Here is a 15,375-nt window from a genome sequence, read left to right on the forward strand (position 1 = left end):
CCCAGCCCAGCGGCTACACCGAGCCGCTGCTGCACCGCTATCGCCAGCAGTTCAAGGCCCAGTCCGGCGGCTGATGGAGCGCCGCTGACGGACGCCCGGCTTGCGTGCTTGACGTGCGCAAGCCGGGCGTTTGAGTCAAACGAAAAAGGCGCTCTTGGCGCCTTTTTCGTTCGTGGTCAGAGAGGGCTGCGAGGCAGGCTCACCAGAGCTGCCACCACGGCTTGTCGCTGACCGGGCCGCCGCGGAAATACACGCTGTCCGGGAAGTTGCCGCGCAGCACGCGGTCCGAGTCGTCACGCAACTGGGTCATGCCAAGGGCGTCGTAGCTCTTGACCAGCAGGAACAGCGCCTCTTCGGTAGCGGGCGCCTGCGGGAAATTGCTGACGGCGGTCTGTGCGCGGTTGATCGCCGCCACATAGGCGCCGCGGTTGTAGTAGTAGCGCGCGACGTGCACCTCGTGCGCCGCGAGCGAATTGACCAGGTACTGCATGCGCGCCCGCGAGTCCTCGGCGTAGCGGCTCTCGGGGAAGCGCTCGACGAGCTCGCGGAAGCTGTCGAAGGCTTCGCGCGCACCCTTGGGGTCGCGCTCGGACAGGTCCTGGCGCGACAGGTTGGCGAGCAGGCCGAGGTCTTCGTTGAAGTTGACCAGGCCCTTCAGGTAATAGGCGTAGTCGACGTTCGGATGATTGGGGTGCAGCTTGATGAAGCGATCGGCGGCCGCCAGCGACAAGGCCTGCTCGCCCTGCTTGTAGTAGGCGTAGGCGACCTCGAGCTGGGCCTGCTGCGCGAAGCGGCCGTAGGGATAGCGGGCCTCGAGCTTCTCGAACAGCGTGATCGCACGGTCGTAGCCTCCCTCGGACATGGAGCTCTTGGCTTCGGAGTAGAGTCGCTGGGCGTTCCAGCCCGCCGTCTCATCGACCTGCTCGGGCAGCAGGCCGCAGCCGCCGAGCAGCAGGGCGCCAATGAGCGCGACTTTTCCCGTTAAACTTCCGAGGGTGAACCTGGCCATTGAAGACACTCGCGTGAATGAACGCGTCGATTATATCCCAGCGGACGACGACGACTCGTGTGACCCGCTGACGATCCCTGCCGAACTCGGCGGCCTGCGCCTCGACCTGGCGCTGGCGCGCCTGCTTCCAGAACATTCGCGCAGCCGCCTGCAGTCATGGGTGAAGGACGGCCACGTCCTCGTCGATGGCGGGGTGGTCGACGTCCGCCGCAAGGTCTGGGGCGGCGAGCGGGTGGACATCGATGTACCGCCGCCGCCCGAGCTCGCCGCCGAACGCCCCGAGGACATCCCGCTCGCGATCGTGTTCGAGGATGACCACCTGCTCGTCATCGACAAGCCGGTGGGTCTGGTGGTGCACCCGGGCAGCGGCAACTGGAGCGGCACCCTGCTCAATGCCTTGCTGCATCATGATTCGGCGCTGGCAGCGGTGCCGCGTGCCGGCATCGTGCACCGCCTCGACAAGGACACCAGCGGGCTGCTCGTGGTGGCGAAGACGCTCGCCGCGCAGACCGAGCTCGTGCGCCAGTTGCAGGCGCGTAGCGTCAAGCGGCACTACGCCGCGCTGGTGCAGGGCGCGGTGAGGGCGGGGGGGGCGGTCGATGCGCCAATCGGGCGCCACCCCAGCCAGCGCACGCGCATGGCGGTCGTCGGCAACGGCCGTCCGGCGCTCACTCATTACCTGGTGCGCGAGCGCTTTGCACGCTGCACGCTGCTCGAGTGCCGTCTGGAGACCGGGCGTACGCACCAGATCCGCGTCCATATGGCGCACCTCGGTCATCCCTTGGTCGGCGACGCGGTGTACGGTCAGCGCCGCAGCGGCGAGCCCCTGCTCGACACCTTCCCGCGCCAGGCGCTGCATGCCTTCCGTCTCGGCCTGCGGCATCCGGCGAGCGGCGCGGCCATGGCCTGGGAGGTGCCCATGGCGCTTGATCTTGCGCTGCTGCTCGAGCGCCTGCGCGAGCGCTCCGCATGAGCCGTTTCGATACGCAAGCCTTCGATGTCGTTGCATCCGGGCTACTGCGGCCGCGCTGGGGGTTGCCCGCCGGTGTCAGTGCGTTGATCACGACGCGCGAGGGAGGCTGCAGCGCAGGCGCATTCGCGAGCTTCAACCTGGGCAGCCACGTCGGCGATGAGCCGGATGCGGTGGCGCGCAATCGTGCCCGCCTGCGGGCGCATCTGCCCGCCGAGCCGTTGTGGCTGGATCAGGTCCATGGTTGCGCGGTGGCCGACGCCGACTGCGCCACGGGCGTGCCGCAGGCCGATGCGGCGGTCGCGCGCAGCGCGCAGCGGGTGTGCGCGGTGTTGACGGCCGATTGCCTTCCCGTGCTGCTGTGCGACGATGGGGCGACCGTCGTCGGTGCGGCTCATGCGGGCTGGCGTGGGCTGGCAGCCGGGGTGCTCGAGGCGACGGTCGCGCGCATGGGGGTGGCGCCGCGCAGCCTGCGGGCCTGGCTTGGGCCGGCGATCGGGCCGCAGGCTTTCGAGGTTGGCGACGAGGTCCGTGCCACCTTCCTGGCTGCGGATGCGAGGGCGGCGAGTGCCTTCGTTGCCGGTGCTGAGGCGGGGAAGTGGCTGGCGGATATCTACATGCTTGCCCGCCGCCGCCTGCAGGCCGCAGGCGTGACGCGGATCGAAGGCGGCGGCCTGTGCACGGTTGCGTCGCCGCAACAGTTTTATTCGTACCGCCGTGATCGGGTGAGCGGCCGTTTCGCTTCGCTGATCTGGCTCACGGCGCGCTGAAGGTCCCGTGAGCCGGGGGGCGCATCGCCCTCGCATGGCGCGAGACTATTGATCGAGGCCCGTTTCGGCTCTATCGTTGCAGTCCACGGCTTCCCGCTCCCTCTGGCGCCGTCTTCTTGCAGGGGTGCCGAAGATCCACATGAACAGCGCGAGCGGAGCCAGACCCCAGAAGATGAAGGTCAGCACGCCGGCGACGATCGTGTCTTCGGAGATGGCGACGAGAATGGCGACATAGAGCCAGGCGATCGGGATCAGGTACATGCGGCAATTCTAACGCTGGTGTTACCCGATCGAGCCCTGTCGCACACTACAAAACAGCATGCGGCGACGTTGCGTCGCTGCCGAGAGGATCAGGAGATTCGGATGTCGGATTCAGCGGGCAAGGCGATGCCGCCAGGGGTGCAGGCAATGCTCGACGCGGGGCAGTCAATGACGAAGAGTTTCTTTGAAATGCTCGCGCGCCAGCATGTGGCCATGCAGGACTCCTCGGGTGTTGCCGCGACCAAGCTGCCCTTGCCCGAGACCGAGGCCCTGGCCGAGCTGCAAAAGGCCTATGCCGAAAAGCACGCCCAGCTATGGTCGTCGATGCTCGCGCGCAAGCCGGGTGAGGGCGGCCCCGAGGTGGTGCAGCCGCCGCCTGGGGACAAGCGCTTTGCCGCACCCGAATGGTCCGAGAGTCCGGTGTTCGACTATCTGCGGCAGGCTTACCTGCTCAACGCCGGGCTGCTCAGCCAGATGGCTGATGCGATGCCGATTGCCGACGGTCGGGCCAAGTCACGTATCCAGTTCCTGACGCGCCAGTACATCGACGCGATGTCGCCGAGCAATTTTGCCGCGACCAACCCCGAGTTCATCAAGACCGCGATCGAGACCAAGGGCGAGAGCATCTCGCGCGGGGTGCAGAATCTGATGGCCGACCTCGAGAAGGGGCGGATCTCGATGACCGACGATGCCGCCTTCGAGATCGGGCGCAACCTGGCCCTGACGCCCGGTTCGGTGATATTCGAGAACGAACTGATGCAGCTCATCCAGTACGCGCCGCTCACCGACAAGGTGGCGCAGGCGCCGCTGCTGATCGTGCCGCCCTGCATCAACAAGTTCTACATCATGGATCTGCAGCCCGAGAACTCGCTGGTGCGCTTCATCGTCGAGCAGGGCTTCACCGTGTTTCTGGTGTCGTGGAAGAATCCGCGCCCGGACACGGGGGGGCACTTCGGCTGGGACGACTACCTCGAGAAGGGGCCGCTCGCGGCGCTCGAGGTGGTGCGCGCGGTGACGCGGGTCAAGAAGCCGAACGTGCTCGGGTTCTGCGTCGGCGGCACCATCCTCACCTCGGCGCTTGCGGTGGCGCGTGCGCGCGGCGAGGATCCGGTTGCCAGCCTGACGCTGATGACCACGCTGCTCGATTTCAGCGATGCCGGCGAGCTCGGCTGCCTGGTGGACGAGGCCAGCGTCACCGCGCGTGAGGCCGCGATCGGCAAGGGTGGCGTGCTCAAGGGGCAGGAGCTGGCGAATGTCTTCTCCTTCCTGCGGGCCAATGATCTCGTGTGGCAATACGTGGTTGGCAACTACCTCAAGGGAAACAGACCGCCAGCCTTTGATCTGCTGTACTGGAATTCGGATTCGACCAACCTGCCGGGGCCGTTCCTTACCTGGTACCTGCGCAACATGTACCTCGAGAACAACCTGCGGGTGCCGGGCAAGCTCAAGATGCTGGGTCAGAAGGTGGACCTGGCAAAGGTCGACGCCCCCGCTTATCTGCTGGCGGCACGCGAGGATCACATCGTGCCCTGGAAAAGCGCGTACCTGGCGCGCAACCTGCTCGGTGGCGAGACCACTTTCGTGCTCGGTGCGAGCGGTCATATCGCCGGTGCGATCAATCCCGCCAGCAAGAATCGCCGCAGCTACTGGACGGGCGAGGGCCGGCCGACCGATCCCGACGAGTGGCTGGACGGCGCCGGCGAGCACAAGGGCAGCTGGTGGTTGCACTGGATCGAGTGGCTGCGTCCTTTCGGCGGGAAGCTGGTGGCGGCGCGCGGTCGTCTCGGCAGCACCAAGTACGAGCCGATCGAGCCCGCGCCCGGGCGCTATGTGAAGGAGCGCGCCTGATCATCGCGCCTTGGAGTTACTGGCGACAGCGGATGGGGGCGGGCGCTGTCGTTGTGCTGTTGGACCGCCCTAAGAACAGAGTCCCCGTTTAGGGAGAGGAGAGAACAATGTCTAGAGTTGCACTGGTAACGGGTGGTATGGGTGGTCTGGGCGAGGCGATCTGCATCAAGCTCGCCGCGCTGGGCTACAAGGTGGTGACGACGCACTCGCCGGGCAACACCAAGGCCTCGGAATGGCTGCAGACCATGAACAACATGGGCTACGGCTTCAAGGCCTATCCCTGCGACGTGGCGGACTTCGATTCTGCCAAGGCCTGCGTGGAGCAGGTGACCAAGGATGTCGGCGCGGTCGACGTGCTGGTCAATAACGCCGGCATCACCCGTGACATGACCTTCAAGAAGATGACGAAGGCCGACTGGGATGCCGTCATCAGCACCAACCTCGACTCCGTCTTCAACATGACCAAGCAGGTCGTGGACGGAATGGTCGAGCGCAAGTGGGGGCGTGTGATCAACGTCTCCTCGGTCAACGGCCAGAAGGGTGCGTTCGGTCAGACCAACTACGCTGCGGCCAAGGCCGGCATGCATGGCTTCACCAAGGCGCTGGCGCTGGAAGTGGCCCGCAACGGCGTCACCGTCAACACCATCTCGCCGGGCTACATCGGCACCAAGATGGTGATGGCGATCCCGCAGGAGATCCTGGACTCCAAGATCCTGCCTCAGATCCCGGTTTCCCGCCTCGGCAAGCCCGAGGAGATCGCCGGCCTGGTCGCCTACCTGTCGTCGGAAGAAGCGGCCTTCGTCACCGGCGCCAACATCTCGATCAACGGTGGCCAGCACATGTTCTGAGCCCTGTCGGGCAGGAACGAGCCGTACCTCGAAGCGCCCCGCAAGGGGCGCTTCCCTTTTGGATGCATGAATACATTCTTTATTGCGACGCAACAGCTCTTGTCAACAGTGTTTATAATGAAACCGCAATGCAGCTGATGCGCTGCGGCATGAAGCGCCGGAACGATTTCCTGCCCGCTGGGCGTGAAAACTCGGCATCGAAAACTGCTCCAGAAGGATGTCCAGATGTCCCAGAAAATCGCACTCGTCACCGGCGCCATGGGCGGACTCGGTACCGCGATCTGCCAGTCGCTCGCAAAGGATGGCATGAAGGTCGTCGCCAACTGCCTGCCCGGCTTCGACCAGAAGGAAGGCTGGCTGGCCGCGCAACGTGACCTGGGTTTCAATTTTGTGGCTGCCGAGGGTGACGTTTCGGACTACGAGTCCTGCGCGGTCATGATCGCGAAGGTCGAAGCCGAAGTCGGCCCGATCGACGTCCTCGTGAACAATGCCGGCATCACCCGCGACAAGTTCTTCCCGAAGATGGAAAAGGGCCAGTGGGATGCGGTGATCAACACCAATCTCAACAGCCTCTTCAACGTCACCCATCACGTCTCCGCCAAGATGGCCGAGCGCGGCTGGGGCCGCATCATCAACATTTCCTCGGTCAATGGCGTCAAGGGGCAGGCCGGGCAGACGAATTACTCGACGGCCAAGGCCGGCGTGCTCGGTTTCACCAAGGCGCTTGCTGCCGAGCTGGCGACCAAGGGCGTCACCGTCAACGCGATCGCGCCGGGCTACATCGGGACCGACATGGTGATGGCGATTCGCGAGGACATCCGCCAGGGCATCATCGACACCGTGCCGATGAAGCGTCTTGGTCGTCCCGACGAGATCGGCGACCTGTGCGCCTACCTTGCCTCGGACAAGGCGGCCTACATCACGGGGGCCACGATCAACATCAACGGCGGCTTGCACATGGGTTGATTCCTGCGTTGCAGCATGCGTGAAATCACGGAACCCCGTCGAATGGCGGGGTTTCGTTTTCGCGCCGCGATATAATCCCGACGTAACCAAGAGCGGGATCGACCGCCGCCGAGGAGATGGATAAATGCCGGAACAGCAGCGCCTCATCAAGAAGTACCCGAACCGTCGCCTGTACGACACGCGCACGAGCTCCTACATCACGCTGGCGGATGTCAAGGAGCTCGTGCTCAACAATGAGGAGTTCCAGGTGGTCGACGCCAAGACCGCCGAGGATCTGACACGCAGCATCCTGCTGCAGATCATCCTCGAGGAAGAGGCAGGGGGGGCGCCGATGTTCACCAGCGATCTGCTTGCGCACATGATCCGGTTCTACGGCAACGCCATGCAAGGCATGATGGGCAAGTACCTTGAGAGCAACATCAAGGCGTTCACCGAAATGCAGGGCAAGCTGCAGGATCAGGCGCGGGCGATCTACGGCGACAACAGTCCGGTCGGTCAGGACTTGTGGGCGCAGTTCCTCAACTTCCAGGGACCCGCGCTGCAGAGCATGATGGGCGCCTACGTCGACCAGTCGAAGAAGATGTTCGAGCAGATGCAGAGCCAGCTCGAGAGCCAGACGCGCAACATGTTCACCGGCTTCCAGTTCCCGAACTACGTCAAGCCCGAGGACGGCAAGCCGGCCGAGCCGTCGGCGACGGGCAAGGGCGACAACCAGAAGTAAGTGCCGCGTGCGTCGGGTTTGCCGAACGCACGCAGGCCGACCGCGGACAGGCTTTTCTACGCATGACGACTTTCAAGACCCCGGATGTGCCGCGCGTCGGCTTCGTCTCCCTCGGCTGCCCGAAGGCAACCGTCGACTCCGAACATATCCTCACCCGCCTGCGGGCCGAGGGCTACGCGATCTCTGGCAGCTATGACGATGCCGATCTGGTGGTCGTGAACACCTGTGGCTTCATCGATGCGGCGGTCGAGGAGTCGCTTGACGCCATCGGCGAAGCGCTCAACGAGAACGGCAAGGTCATCGTCACCGGCTGCCTTGGCGCCAAGGATGACATCGTCCTCGCGGCACACCCCCAGGTGCTTGCCGTGACCGGGCCGCATGCGACGGAAGAGGTCATGCACGCGGTGCACAAGCACCTGCCCAAGCCGCATGATCCCTTCACCGACCTCGTGCCGCCGCAGGGCATTCGCCTCACGCCACAGCACTATGCCTATCTGAAGATCTCGGAAGGCTGCAACCACCGCTGCACCTTCTGCATCATTCCGTCGATGCGGGGCGATCTTGTCAGCCGGCCGATCCATGAGGTGATGCGCGAAGCCGAGGCGCTGGCCGACGCCGGCGTGAAGGAGATTCTCGTCATCTCGCAGGACACCTCCGCCTATGGGGTCGACGTCAAGTACCGCACCGGCTTCTGGGGCGGACGACCGCTGAAGACCCGCCTGTTCGACCTCGCCAAGGCGCTCGGGGAGCTCGGCATCTGGATCCGGATGCACTACGTCTATCCTTACCCGAGCGTGGACGATCTGATCCCGCTGATGGCCGAGGGCAAGATCCTGCCTTATCTCGATGTGCCCTTCCAGCACGCGAGCCCGCGCGTCCTCAAGGCGATGAAGCGCCCGGCCAATGCCGAAAACGTGCTCGAGCGCGTGCGCAAGTGGCGCAGCATCTGCCCGGATCTGACCATTCGCTCCACTTTCATCACGGGCTTTCCCGGCGAGACCGAGGAAGACTTCGAGCTGTTGCTCAATTTCCTCGAGCAGGCGCAGCTCGATCGCGTCGGCGCCTTTGCCTACTCGCCGGTCGAAGGCGCGGCGGCCAACGATCTGCCTGACGCGGTGCCCGAGCAACTGCGCGAGGAGCGCCGTGCGCGCCTGATGGACTTCCAGGAGGACATCTCGACGCAACGCCTCGAAGCCAAGATCGATCGCGAGATGACCGTGCTCGTCGACGAGGTTGACGAGGAAGGCGCGCTGGCCCGCTCGCCGGGTGACGCACCGGAGATCGACGGTCTCGTCATCATCCCGGATGGCGACGGCCTTGCGCCCGGCGACTTCGTGCGGGTGCGCATCACCGATTGCGATGTGCATGACCTCTACGCCGAAAGGCTGGACTGAGGGTCTCGCTCATGCGTGCGCGGAGTCGTGACGCATGAGTCCCGCCGCCGTGCTGGGGGCATTGAGTCTCGATTCGTCCGGCGGTGATGGCCACGGGCCGGTGATCGGACTGGCGCTCGGCAGCGGTGCTGCGCGCGGCTGGGCTCACCTCGGGGTGCTGCGTGCGCTTGCCAAGGAGGGTATCTTCCCGCAGGTCATCAGTGGCTGCTCAATCGGTGCGCTGGTCGGTGCGGCCGCAGCCTCGGGTGATCTCGACAAGCTCATCCGATGGGCCGAAACCCTGCAGTGGCAGGACGTCGTGTCCTTGCTCGACGTGTCCTTGCGCGGTGGCCTGATCAAGGGCCAGAAGCTGATCAGCTTCTTCGAGCGCAATTTCATCGACCGCGACTTTTCCGAACTCGACCTGCGTTTTGCCTGCGTGGCCACCGAGTTGTCCACCGGCCGCGAAATATGGCTCCACGACGGCAGTGTTGCAGCGGCCGTCCGTGCCTCGATCGCGCTCCCCGGGTTGATGACGCCGGTGATCCATCATGGGCGCCTGCTGGTCGATGGCGGCCTGGTCAATCCGGTACCGGTATCGCTGTGCCGGGCGATGGGGGCCGATGTCGTGATTGCGGTCGATCTCGGATCGGACATGGTCGGCCGCGCGGTGCGTCGCAGCGCGGTGAGAGCGGCGCCCGAAGAGGAAACCGAGGCGGGCTGGACCGAGCGCGTGCTGGCGCGCCTGGGCATTGCGCAGGGCGACCTCGATGCCATCCTGCGCCCGGGCTCTGCCCCCGCGGATAATCTGCCTTCGCTCGTGTCGGTGATCAGTTCGAGCGTCAACGTCATGCAGGTGCGCATCGCCCGCAGCCGCCTGGCCGGTGAGCCGGCCGACGTGCTGATCGCGCCGCGCGTGAGTCAGCTCGGGCTGATGGACTACCATCGTGCCGACGAGGCGATTGCCGAGGGCGAGGCCGCGGTGGGGCGGGTGCGCCCGCTGCTGCGCGAGCTGGTTGGCGGCGGGGAATGAGGAGGGTGGCATGAGTGCGCTGATCACGGCGTTGAAGCAACGAGTCGGGGTGGCGAACGTGCTCACCGATGCGCAGGAGATGGCGCCCTTCCTGACGGACTGGCGGGGGCGCTATCACGGCCGCGCGCGTGCCATTGTCCGCCCCGCGACGACGGCCGAACTGGCTGCGGCGGTCGCGGTTTGCGCCGAGGCTCGAGTGCCGATCGTGCCGCAGGGCGGCAATACCGGCCTGTGCGGCGGCGCCACGCCACTTGACGACGGGCGGGCCGTGGTGATCGCGCTCACGCGCATGCGGCGCGTGCGCGAGCTCGATGTCGACAACGACACGATCTGTGTGGAGGCGGGCTGTACGCTGGCCCAGGTGCAGTCGGCCGCGGCCGAGGCCGGGCGTCTTTTTCCACTGTCCCTGGCCTCGGAGGGCAGCTGCCTGATCGGCGGCAACCTGTCGACCAATGCCGGCGGGGTGCAGGTGCTGCGCTACGGCAACATGCGCGAGCTGGTGCTGGGCCTGGAGGTCGTGCTCCCCGATGGCCGCATCTGGAACGGCTTGCGTGGCCTGCGCAAGGACAACACGGGCTACGACCTCAAGCAGCTCTTCATCGGTGCGGAAGGCACGCTGGGCATCATCTCGGCCGCGGTGCTGAAGCTGTTTCCGCAGATCCGCGCGCGTGCAACGGCCTGGGTGGCCGTGCCTGACCCGCAGGCTGCAGTGCGCCTGCTCGGCTTGTTGCGCGCGCAGTGTGGCGAGCGGGTGAGCGCGTTCGAGCTCGTCGGCCGCAGCGCGCTGGAGCTGGTCCTCCGGCACATCCGCGGCGCCCGTGCGCCGCTGGCTGCGCCGCACGACTGGAGCGTGCTGGTCGAGCTCTCCGACCCGGCGCATGATGCTGCACTCGGTGAGCAGCTCGAGCGCGTGTTGGGCGCTGCCTGCGACCGAGGTCTCGCCCTCGATGCCAGTATCGCCGCCTCCGGGGCGCAGGCCGATGCCTTGTGGGCCTTGCGGGAGAACATCTCCGAGGCACAACGTATCGAGGGGATCAGCATCAAGCACGACGTCTCGGTACCGGTGAGTCGTATCCCGGATTTTCTCGAGCGTGCGGGCAGGGCGCTGCGGGCGCGGTGGCCGGACGTGCGCGTGGTGGCCTTCGGTCACATCGGCGACGGCAATCTGCACTACAACCTGTCGAAGTCGATCGCCGAGGACAACCCCGCCTTCATCGCCCGCACGCACGAGGTCAATCGCATCGTCCACGACCTGACCAGCGAGCTGGGAGGCTCGATCTCCGCCGAGCATGGCCTGGGTCAGCTCAAGCGTGACGAGATCCTGCGCTACAAGTCCAGCGTGGAGATGGAGCTCATGCGCACGATCAAGCGCGCACTCGATCCGATGCAGCTGATGAATCCTGGCAAGCTCATCGTTCCGGAGGCTTGAGGCGAACTGTCCGAGTCGATTGGGGGTATGGGAGAGTTCAAGAAAGGGGTTTACAGAGTGGGTTATCCAGCCTATAATGCGCGCTCTTCGGTGACGGGGGTATAGCTCAGCTGGGAGAGCGCTTGCATGGCATGCAAGAGGTCAGCGGTTCGATCCCGCTTACCTCCACCACGCAGAAGAATGGCAGTACGTAGTCCCCATCGTCTAGAGGCCTAGGACACCGCCCTTTCACGGCGATAACCGGGGTTCGAATCCCCGTGGGGACGCCAGTTAGCGTGTTTCAGCCCAGGGCTGGGACGCAAAGCCGATCAAAGGTCGGTGCAGGTCAGTGCGGAGTGGTAGTTCAGTCGGTTAGAATACCGGCCTGTCACGCCGGGGGTCGCGGGTTCGAGTCCCGTCCACTCCGCCAGTTTCAATCAGGGCGCAGGCCTTGAAACGCTTCGATAGTGACGAATCGAAGCGCTTGCGGTGAGCTTGAACGGAAGCTATAATCGCCGACTCGTTGTGGGGGTATAGCTCAGCTGGGAGAGCGCTTGCATGGCATGCAAGAGGTCAGCGGTTCGATCCCGCTTACCTCCACCAAATCGTTGCGTAGTAGAAGGTTTGTAGTCCCCATCGTCTAGAGGCCTAGGACACCGCCCTTTCACGGCGATAACCGGGGTTCGAATCCCCGTGGGGACGCCAGTTAGCGTGTTTCAGCCCAGGGCTGGGACGCAAAGCCGATCAAAGGTCGGTGCAGGTCAGTGCGGAGTGGTAGTTCAGTCGGTTAGAATACCGGCCTGTCACGCCGGGGGTCGCGGGTTCGAGTCCCGTCCACTCCGCCACCAAAGCGAAAGCCCCGAGTCATGAAGATGACTCGGGGCTTCTTGCTTTTGCGCTGCGGCTGGCAGGCACGTGACTTTCTCCGGACGTAGGCAGGGCCCAGGTCCGGAGAGGCGGCGTTGTGTCGCCGGTCTTGAGTTGTCCGCTGTTCAGGCGGCCAGGCGCGCCTTCATCGACTCCGACGGCAGGACGCCAAAGGCTGACTTGTAGAGCTCGGAGAAGCGCCCCAAGTGCGTGAAACCATACTCCAGGGCGACGGCGGTCACGTTGGAAACCTTGCCGGTCGGGTTGGTCAGCGCGGCGTGCACATGCTCGAGCTTTTTCTGCCGGATGAAGTTCTTGGGTGTGGTCTTGGCGTTCTTCTCGAACAGCAGGTAAAGCGAGCGCAGGCTCAGGCGCGAGAACTGTGAGAGCTGCTCGGCCGTGATGTCGTGCTTGATGTTCTCGTCGATGTACTGCACCAGGCGCTCGAAGCAGGGCGTGTGCTGGCAGGGTTCATCGAGGGCAATGTTGTGCTTCAGCATCGTCATCAACTTGGTGGTCACAACCCGGTTGTAGTGCTGAAGCATCTGCGGCGTTGCCATGCCGGACTCCGCCTCCTCGCAGATCAGCTTGAGCAGTATCAGCAGGCTATCAATCTCTTCGAAGCGGTAGGGCACCTGGTTGAAGGTGATCCGCTCCCTCGACTTGATCCAGCGATGTTCGACACAGGCCTCGCCGAGCATGGTTGCCGGGATCTTGACGATGAACTTCTCGCAGTCCTCGGAGTAGGTGAGGTCGAGCGGATCGTCCGGGTTGAGGAGCAGGAAGTGCCCGGCCGGCAGGTCGAGGGTGGAGTGCGGCAGCGTGTAACGGCAGAAGCCGCGCAGGATGAACTGCAGGTGGTAGATGTCGGCGAGGCCTTCGGAGACGATCCTCGCCTGGGTGCCGTAGCTCAGGCGGCATAGGTCGAGCCCGCCGGCCTTGCGATGGGCGAGCGATGCGCTCGCCCGGCTTCTGGAGGACAGGCGCAGGCTGTGGGTGCCGACGTTCTCGCGCACGTAGTTCGACACCTCGAACGGGTTGGCGCCGGCAAAGACGTTGCTCTTGGCATTCAGCAAATGTAGCGGCATCACTCAATCTCCGATTGGCCTGCAGAGGTGTTGGCGGGGCTCGGTGCGACGAGCCGCTCGTCCGTTGTGAGCACTGCCGGATTGTCCATCCGTGCTTCCGGCCTGGCTCACAGCCGTCTTTTTCATCGAGATACACAAGAATCTCGAGTTTACAGGCGAACAAAAGATTTGTCTATGCTTGCATAGGTCTCCTGCCGCGCGGCGTTGCCAAGAATGGGAAAGGGCCGTAGCGCATTGCTGCGCTACGGCCCTCTTGGGACGTCAGCCTGGATCTGGCGTTCAGCTCAACCCAGGTCGCCGCCGCCCACCGGGATGATGGTACCCGTCATGTAGGCCGACTCGTCGGATGCCAGGAAGAGGATCGGGTCGGCCTGTTCGTCGAGGCTGCCATAGCGCTTCATCAGGCTGCTGTCGATGGACTGGCTGTAGATCTGCTTGTACCAGGTCTTCTCCTGCTCGCTCTGCTCTGCCGTGTTACGGGGCACGAGTCGGGGCGGGGCTTCGGTGGCGCCCGGCGCGGTGGCGTTGACCCGAATGCCGCGCTCGGCGTTCTCGAACGCCAGGCAGGCGGTCAGCGCATTGACGCCACCCTTGGCTGCGCCGTAGGGCACGCGGTTAACGCCACGCGTGGCGATCGACGAGACATTGACGATCGAGCCCTTGCCGTTCTGCTGCATGTAGGGCAGGGCGGCACGGCAGCACCACAAGGTTGGGAACAGCGAGCGCCGCACCTCGGCCTCGATTTCGTTCTCCTGGTAATGCTCGAAAGGCTTGGTCCAGATCGTGCCGCCGACGTTGTTGATCAGGATGTCGATGCGGCCGAACTTCTCGACCGCCGCATCCATGACGCGCTGGCAATCGGCGAACTTCTCGAGGTCGGCGGTGAGGCTCAGCACCTCGGCCTTCTTCGAGAGGTCCTTGGCCACCTCATGGACGATCTCCGAGCGATCGACCAGGACCAGGATGCCCTTTTCCTTCGCCATCTTTTCGGCGACGCGCTTGCCGATGCCCTGCGCGGCGCCGGTGATGACGGCTACTTTATTCTTGAAACGGTTTGCCATTGTCGCTCCTGACGGATTCTCGCTGCGCTCAGACGCTGGCGGCGAACTTCTCGTAGTGGAAGCTGTGCGGCTCCACCTTGCGCTCGCGCAGGTCGTGCGCAACGGCTTCCACCATCGGCGGGGGGCCGCACAGGTAGATGTCGACCTGGCCTTCGTTGAGATGGACAGGCTCGATGTGGGCAGTGACGTAGCCCTTCTTCGGCCAGCTGCTGTCATCGGCGACCACGCACACGTCGTAGCTGAAGTTGGGCAGGGCGGCCTTGACGGCGTCCAGGCGCTCGATTTCGACCACGTCGGCGTCGGTGTTGACGCCATAGATGAGGTGGATCGGGTGGGCGCTGCCGCCGCCGGCCACGACCTTGTCGAGCATGGCGAGGAAGGGGGCCAGTCCGGTGCCGCCGGCGAGCATCAGCACCGGGCGCGCGATGTCACGCAGGTAGAAGCTGCCGATCGGGCCAGCGAGCTTGATCGAGTCGCCGGGTTGGGCGCGACCGGTGAGGTAGCCGCTCATCAGGCCGTTGGGGACGTTGCGGATCAGGAAGCTGACCTTGCCCGCAGCCGGCATCGAGCTGAACGAGTAGGCGCGGTGCTGATCGCTGCCCGGCACGGTGATGTTGGCGTACTGGCCAGGCAGGAAGGCGAGCTTGTCGATGCCCTCGCCCTGCAGCACCAGGCTGATGGTGCTCGCCGACAGCTGGCGCACTTCGGCCAGGGTGGCGGTGAGGGTCGCGTGCTTGATCTTGCACACCTCGGAGGAGGCGGGGATGTTCACCACGCAGTCGCTCTTGGGGTGCATCTGGCAGGTGAGCACGTAGCCGAGCTTGGCCTCTTCCTCGCTCATGGCGTCGTCGATGTAGAAGCCGAGCTCGTACTGGCCGGATTCGGCCTTGCACTTGCATGCGCCACAGGCGCCGTCGCGGCAGTCGATGGGGACGTTGACCCCCTGACGGTAGGCGGCGTCGGCCACGGTCTCGGTGGTGTTGCAGTCGATGAAGCGGGTGACCCCGTCCTCGAAGTTCAGTGCGATCTTGTATGTCATGGTTGTCTCTCCGGAGTGGGGCGGGGTCGCCGGGCTGGCGCCCCGCCCTCGTTATCAGACGTGGTAAACGTCGATGACGTGACGAATGTAGTCGGTCTTCAGGACCACCTTCT

At 64.8% G+C, this 15,375-nt stretch carries 14 protein-coding genes and 6 tRNA genes; 15 read left to right on the top strand and 5 right to left on the bottom strand.

Going from position 1 to position 15,375, the window contains the following annotated elements; translation table 11 throughout:
* Positions 1 to 199: 199 nt before the first annotated feature.
* Complete coding sequence (locus ACMV5O_RS20605) at positions 200 to 1,009, bottom strand: outer membrane protein assembly factor BamD (RefSeq protein WP_416165203.1); 810 nt, start codon at positions 1,007 to 1,009, stop codon at positions 200 to 202.
* Between the two features lie 13 nt (positions 1,010 to 1,022).
* Here ACMV5O_RS20605 and rluD point away from each other — a divergent pair, with 13 nt between their 5' ends.
* Together rluD and pgeF are read left to right on the top strand one after the other, a co-directional pair.
* Positions 1,023 to 1,982 carry a 23S rRNA pseudouridine(1911/1915/1917) synthase RluD gene (gene rluD, locus ACMV5O_RS20610; protein ID WP_416165204.1) on the top strand — a complete coding sequence of 320 codons (960 nt, stop codon included), beginning with the start codon at positions 1,023 to 1,025 and terminating at the stop codon, positions 1,980 to 1,982.
* The gene (gene pgeF, locus ACMV5O_RS20615) at positions 1,979 to 2,749 is read left to right on the top strand and encodes a peptidoglycan editing factor PgeF (protein ID WP_416165205.1); all 771 of its coding nucleotides are present in this window, start codon (positions 1,979 to 1,981) and stop codon (positions 2,747 to 2,749) included. Before rluD ends, pgeF begins: the two co-directional genes overlap by 4 nt.
* A 45-nt stretch (positions 2,750 to 2,794) precedes the next feature.
* Here pgeF and ACMV5O_RS20620 read toward each other — a convergent pair whose 3' ends face one another.
* Positions 2,795 to 3,010, bottom strand: coding sequence for a hypothetical protein (locus tag ACMV5O_RS20620; RefSeq protein ID WP_416165206.1), 216 nt, complete (start codon positions 3,008 to 3,010; stop codon positions 2,795 to 2,797).
* Positions 3,011 to 3,112: 102 nt separating this feature from the next.
* Between ACMV5O_RS20620 and ACMV5O_RS20625 the strand changes: the two genes are divergently transcribed.
* The 13 genes from ACMV5O_RS20625 (at position 3,113) to ACMV5O_RS20685 (ending at position 12,052) form a co-directional block, all read left to right on the top strand.
* Entirely contained in the window at positions 3,113 to 4,858 is a 1,746-nt protein-coding gene (locus ACMV5O_RS20625) for a PHA/PHB synthase family protein (RefSeq protein WP_416165207.1), read from the top strand.
* Positions 4,859 to 4,965: 107 nt separating this feature from the next.
* Entirely contained in the window at positions 4,966 to 5,706 is a 741-nt protein-coding gene (phbB, locus tag ACMV5O_RS20630) for an acetoacetyl-CoA reductase (RefSeq protein ID WP_324544160.1), read from the top strand.
* A gap of 225 nt (positions 5,707 to 5,931) precedes the next feature.
* Positions 5,932 to 6,672 carry a beta-ketoacyl-ACP reductase gene (locus tag ACMV5O_RS20635; RefSeq protein WP_416165208.1) on the top strand — a complete coding sequence of 247 codons (741 nt, stop codon included), beginning with the start codon at positions 5,932 to 5,934 and terminating at the stop codon, positions 6,670 to 6,672.
* A gap of 124 nt (positions 6,673 to 6,796) precedes the next feature.
* Complete coding sequence (gene phaR, locus ACMV5O_RS20640; protein ID WP_324544162.1) at positions 6,797 to 7,393, top strand: polyhydroxyalkanoate synthesis repressor PhaR; 597 nt, start codon at positions 6,797 to 6,799, stop codon at positions 7,391 to 7,393.
* A gap of 62 nt (positions 7,394 to 7,455) precedes the next feature.
* Positions 7,456 to 8,787 (top strand): 30S ribosomal protein S12 methylthiotransferase RimO, encoded by a 1,332-nt coding sequence (rimO, locus tag ACMV5O_RS20645; RefSeq protein ID WP_416165209.1) that lies wholly within the window; start codon positions 7,456 to 7,458, stop codon positions 8,785 to 8,787.
* A 34-nt stretch (positions 8,788 to 8,821) separates the two neighbouring features.
* Positions 8,822 to 9,799, top strand: a complete 978-nt coding sequence (gene rssA, locus ACMV5O_RS20650) for a patatin-like phospholipase RssA (RefSeq protein ID WP_416165210.1) — start codon at positions 8,822 to 8,824, stop codon at positions 9,797 to 9,799.
* A 10-nt stretch (positions 9,800 to 9,809) separates the two neighbouring features.
* The gene (locus ACMV5O_RS20655) at positions 9,810 to 11,228 is read left to right on the top strand and encodes an FAD-binding oxidoreductase (RefSeq protein WP_416165211.1); all 1,419 of its coding nucleotides are present in this window, start codon (positions 9,810 to 9,812) and stop codon (positions 11,226 to 11,228) included.
* 95 nt (positions 11,229 to 11,323) lie between these two features.
* Positions 11,324 to 11,399, top strand: a tRNA-Ala gene (locus tag ACMV5O_RS20660).
* A gap of 22 nt (positions 11,400 to 11,421) precedes the next feature.
* Positions 11,422 to 11,497: transfer RNA gene (locus tag ACMV5O_RS20665), tRNA-Glu, on the top strand.
* A 63-nt stretch (positions 11,498 to 11,560) separates the two neighbouring features.
* A tRNA-Asp gene (locus tag ACMV5O_RS20670) sits at positions 11,561 to 11,637 on the top strand.
* 97 nt (positions 11,638 to 11,734) lie between these two features.
* Positions 11,735 to 11,810: transfer RNA gene (locus tag ACMV5O_RS20675), tRNA-Ala, on the top strand.
* Positions 11,811 to 11,836: 26 nt separating this feature from the next.
* Positions 11,837 to 11,912: transfer RNA gene (locus ACMV5O_RS20680), tRNA-Glu, on the top strand.
* A 63-nt stretch (positions 11,913 to 11,975) separates the two neighbouring features.
* Positions 11,976 to 12,052, top strand: a tRNA-Asp gene (locus ACMV5O_RS20685).
* 147 nt (positions 12,053 to 12,199) lie between these two features.
* On the opposite strand, the gene ACMV5O_RS20690 is transcribed toward ACMV5O_RS20685, so the two are convergent.
* From ACMV5O_RS20690 to benC, 3 genes are all read right to left on the bottom strand, one after another.
* Positions 12,200 to 13,162: an AraC family transcriptional regulator gene (locus ACMV5O_RS20690; RefSeq protein ID WP_416165212.1), complete on the bottom strand. Its 963-nt coding sequence runs from the start codon at positions 13,160 to 13,162 to the stop codon at positions 12,200 to 12,202.
* A 284-nt stretch (positions 13,163 to 13,446) separates the two neighbouring features.
* Complete coding sequence (locus ACMV5O_RS20695; protein ID WP_416165213.1) at positions 13,447 to 14,223, bottom strand: 1,6-dihydroxycyclohexa-2,4-diene-1-carboxylate dehydrogenase; 777 nt, start codon at positions 14,221 to 14,223, stop codon at positions 13,447 to 13,449.
* A gap of 28 nt (positions 14,224 to 14,251) precedes the next feature.
* On the bottom strand, positions 14,252 to 15,262 hold the full coding sequence (gene benC / locus ACMV5O_RS20700; protein ID WP_416165214.1) for a benzoate 1,2-dioxygenase electron transfer component BenC: 1,011 nt from the start codon (positions 15,260 to 15,262) through the stop codon (positions 14,252 to 14,254).
* Positions 15,263 to 15,375: the final 113 nt, after the last annotated feature.

The sequence above is a fragment of the Thauera sp. WH-1 genome, from assembly GCF_047806685.1.
Lineage (GTDB): Bacteria > Pseudomonadota > Gammaproteobacteria > Burkholderiales > Rhodocyclaceae > Thauera.

Bases quoted from the DNA above. Each gene is read 5' to 3' on its own strand.
- benC (WP_416165214.1), bottom strand. From the start codon at position 15,262: ATGACATACAAGATCGCACTGAACTTCGAGGACGGGGTCACCCGCTTC.
- ACMV5O_RS20690 (WP_416165212.1), bottom strand. From the start codon at position 13,162: ATGCCGCTACATTTGCTGAATGCCAAGAGCAACGTCTTTGCCGGCGCC.
- ACMV5O_RS20635 (WP_416165208.1), top strand. From the start codon at position 5,932: ATGTCCCAGAAAATCGCACTCGTCACCGGCGCCATGGGCGGACTCGGT.
- ACMV5O_RS20655 (WP_416165211.1), top strand. From the start codon at position 9,810: ATGAGTGCGCTGATCACGGCGTTGAAGCAACGAGTCGGGGTGGCGAAC.
- ACMV5O_RS20695 (WP_416165213.1), bottom strand. From the start codon at position 14,223: ATGGCAAACCGTTTCAAGAATAAAGTAGCCGTCATCACCGGCGCCGCG.
- phaR (WP_324544162.1), top strand. From the start codon at position 6,797: ATGCCGGAACAGCAGCGCCTCATCAAGAAGTACCCGAACCGTCGCCTG.
- phbB (WP_324544160.1), top strand. From the start codon at position 4,966: ATGTCTAGAGTTGCACTGGTAACGGGTGGTATGGGTGGTCTGGGCGAG.
- rssA (WP_416165210.1), top strand. From the start codon at position 8,822: ATGAGTCCCGCCGCCGTGCTGGGGGCATTGAGTCTCGATTCGTCCGGC.
- pgeF (WP_416165205.1), top strand. From the start codon at position 1,979: ATGAGCCGTTTCGATACGCAAGCCTTCGATGTCGTTGCATCCGGGCTA.
- ACMV5O_RS20605 (WP_416165203.1), bottom strand. From the start codon at position 1,009: ATGGCCAGGTTCACCCTCGGAAGTTTAACGGGAAAAGTCGCGCTCATT.
- ACMV5O_RS20620 (WP_416165206.1), bottom strand. From the start codon at position 3,010: ATGTACCTGATCCCGATCGCCTGGCTCTATGTCGCCATTCTCGTCGCC.
- ACMV5O_RS20625 (WP_416165207.1), top strand. From the start codon at position 3,113: ATGTCGGATTCAGCGGGCAAGGCGATGCCGCCAGGGGTGCAGGCAATG.
- rimO (WP_416165209.1), top strand. From the start codon at position 7,456: ATGACGACTTTCAAGACCCCGGATGTGCCGCGCGTCGGCTTCGTCTCC.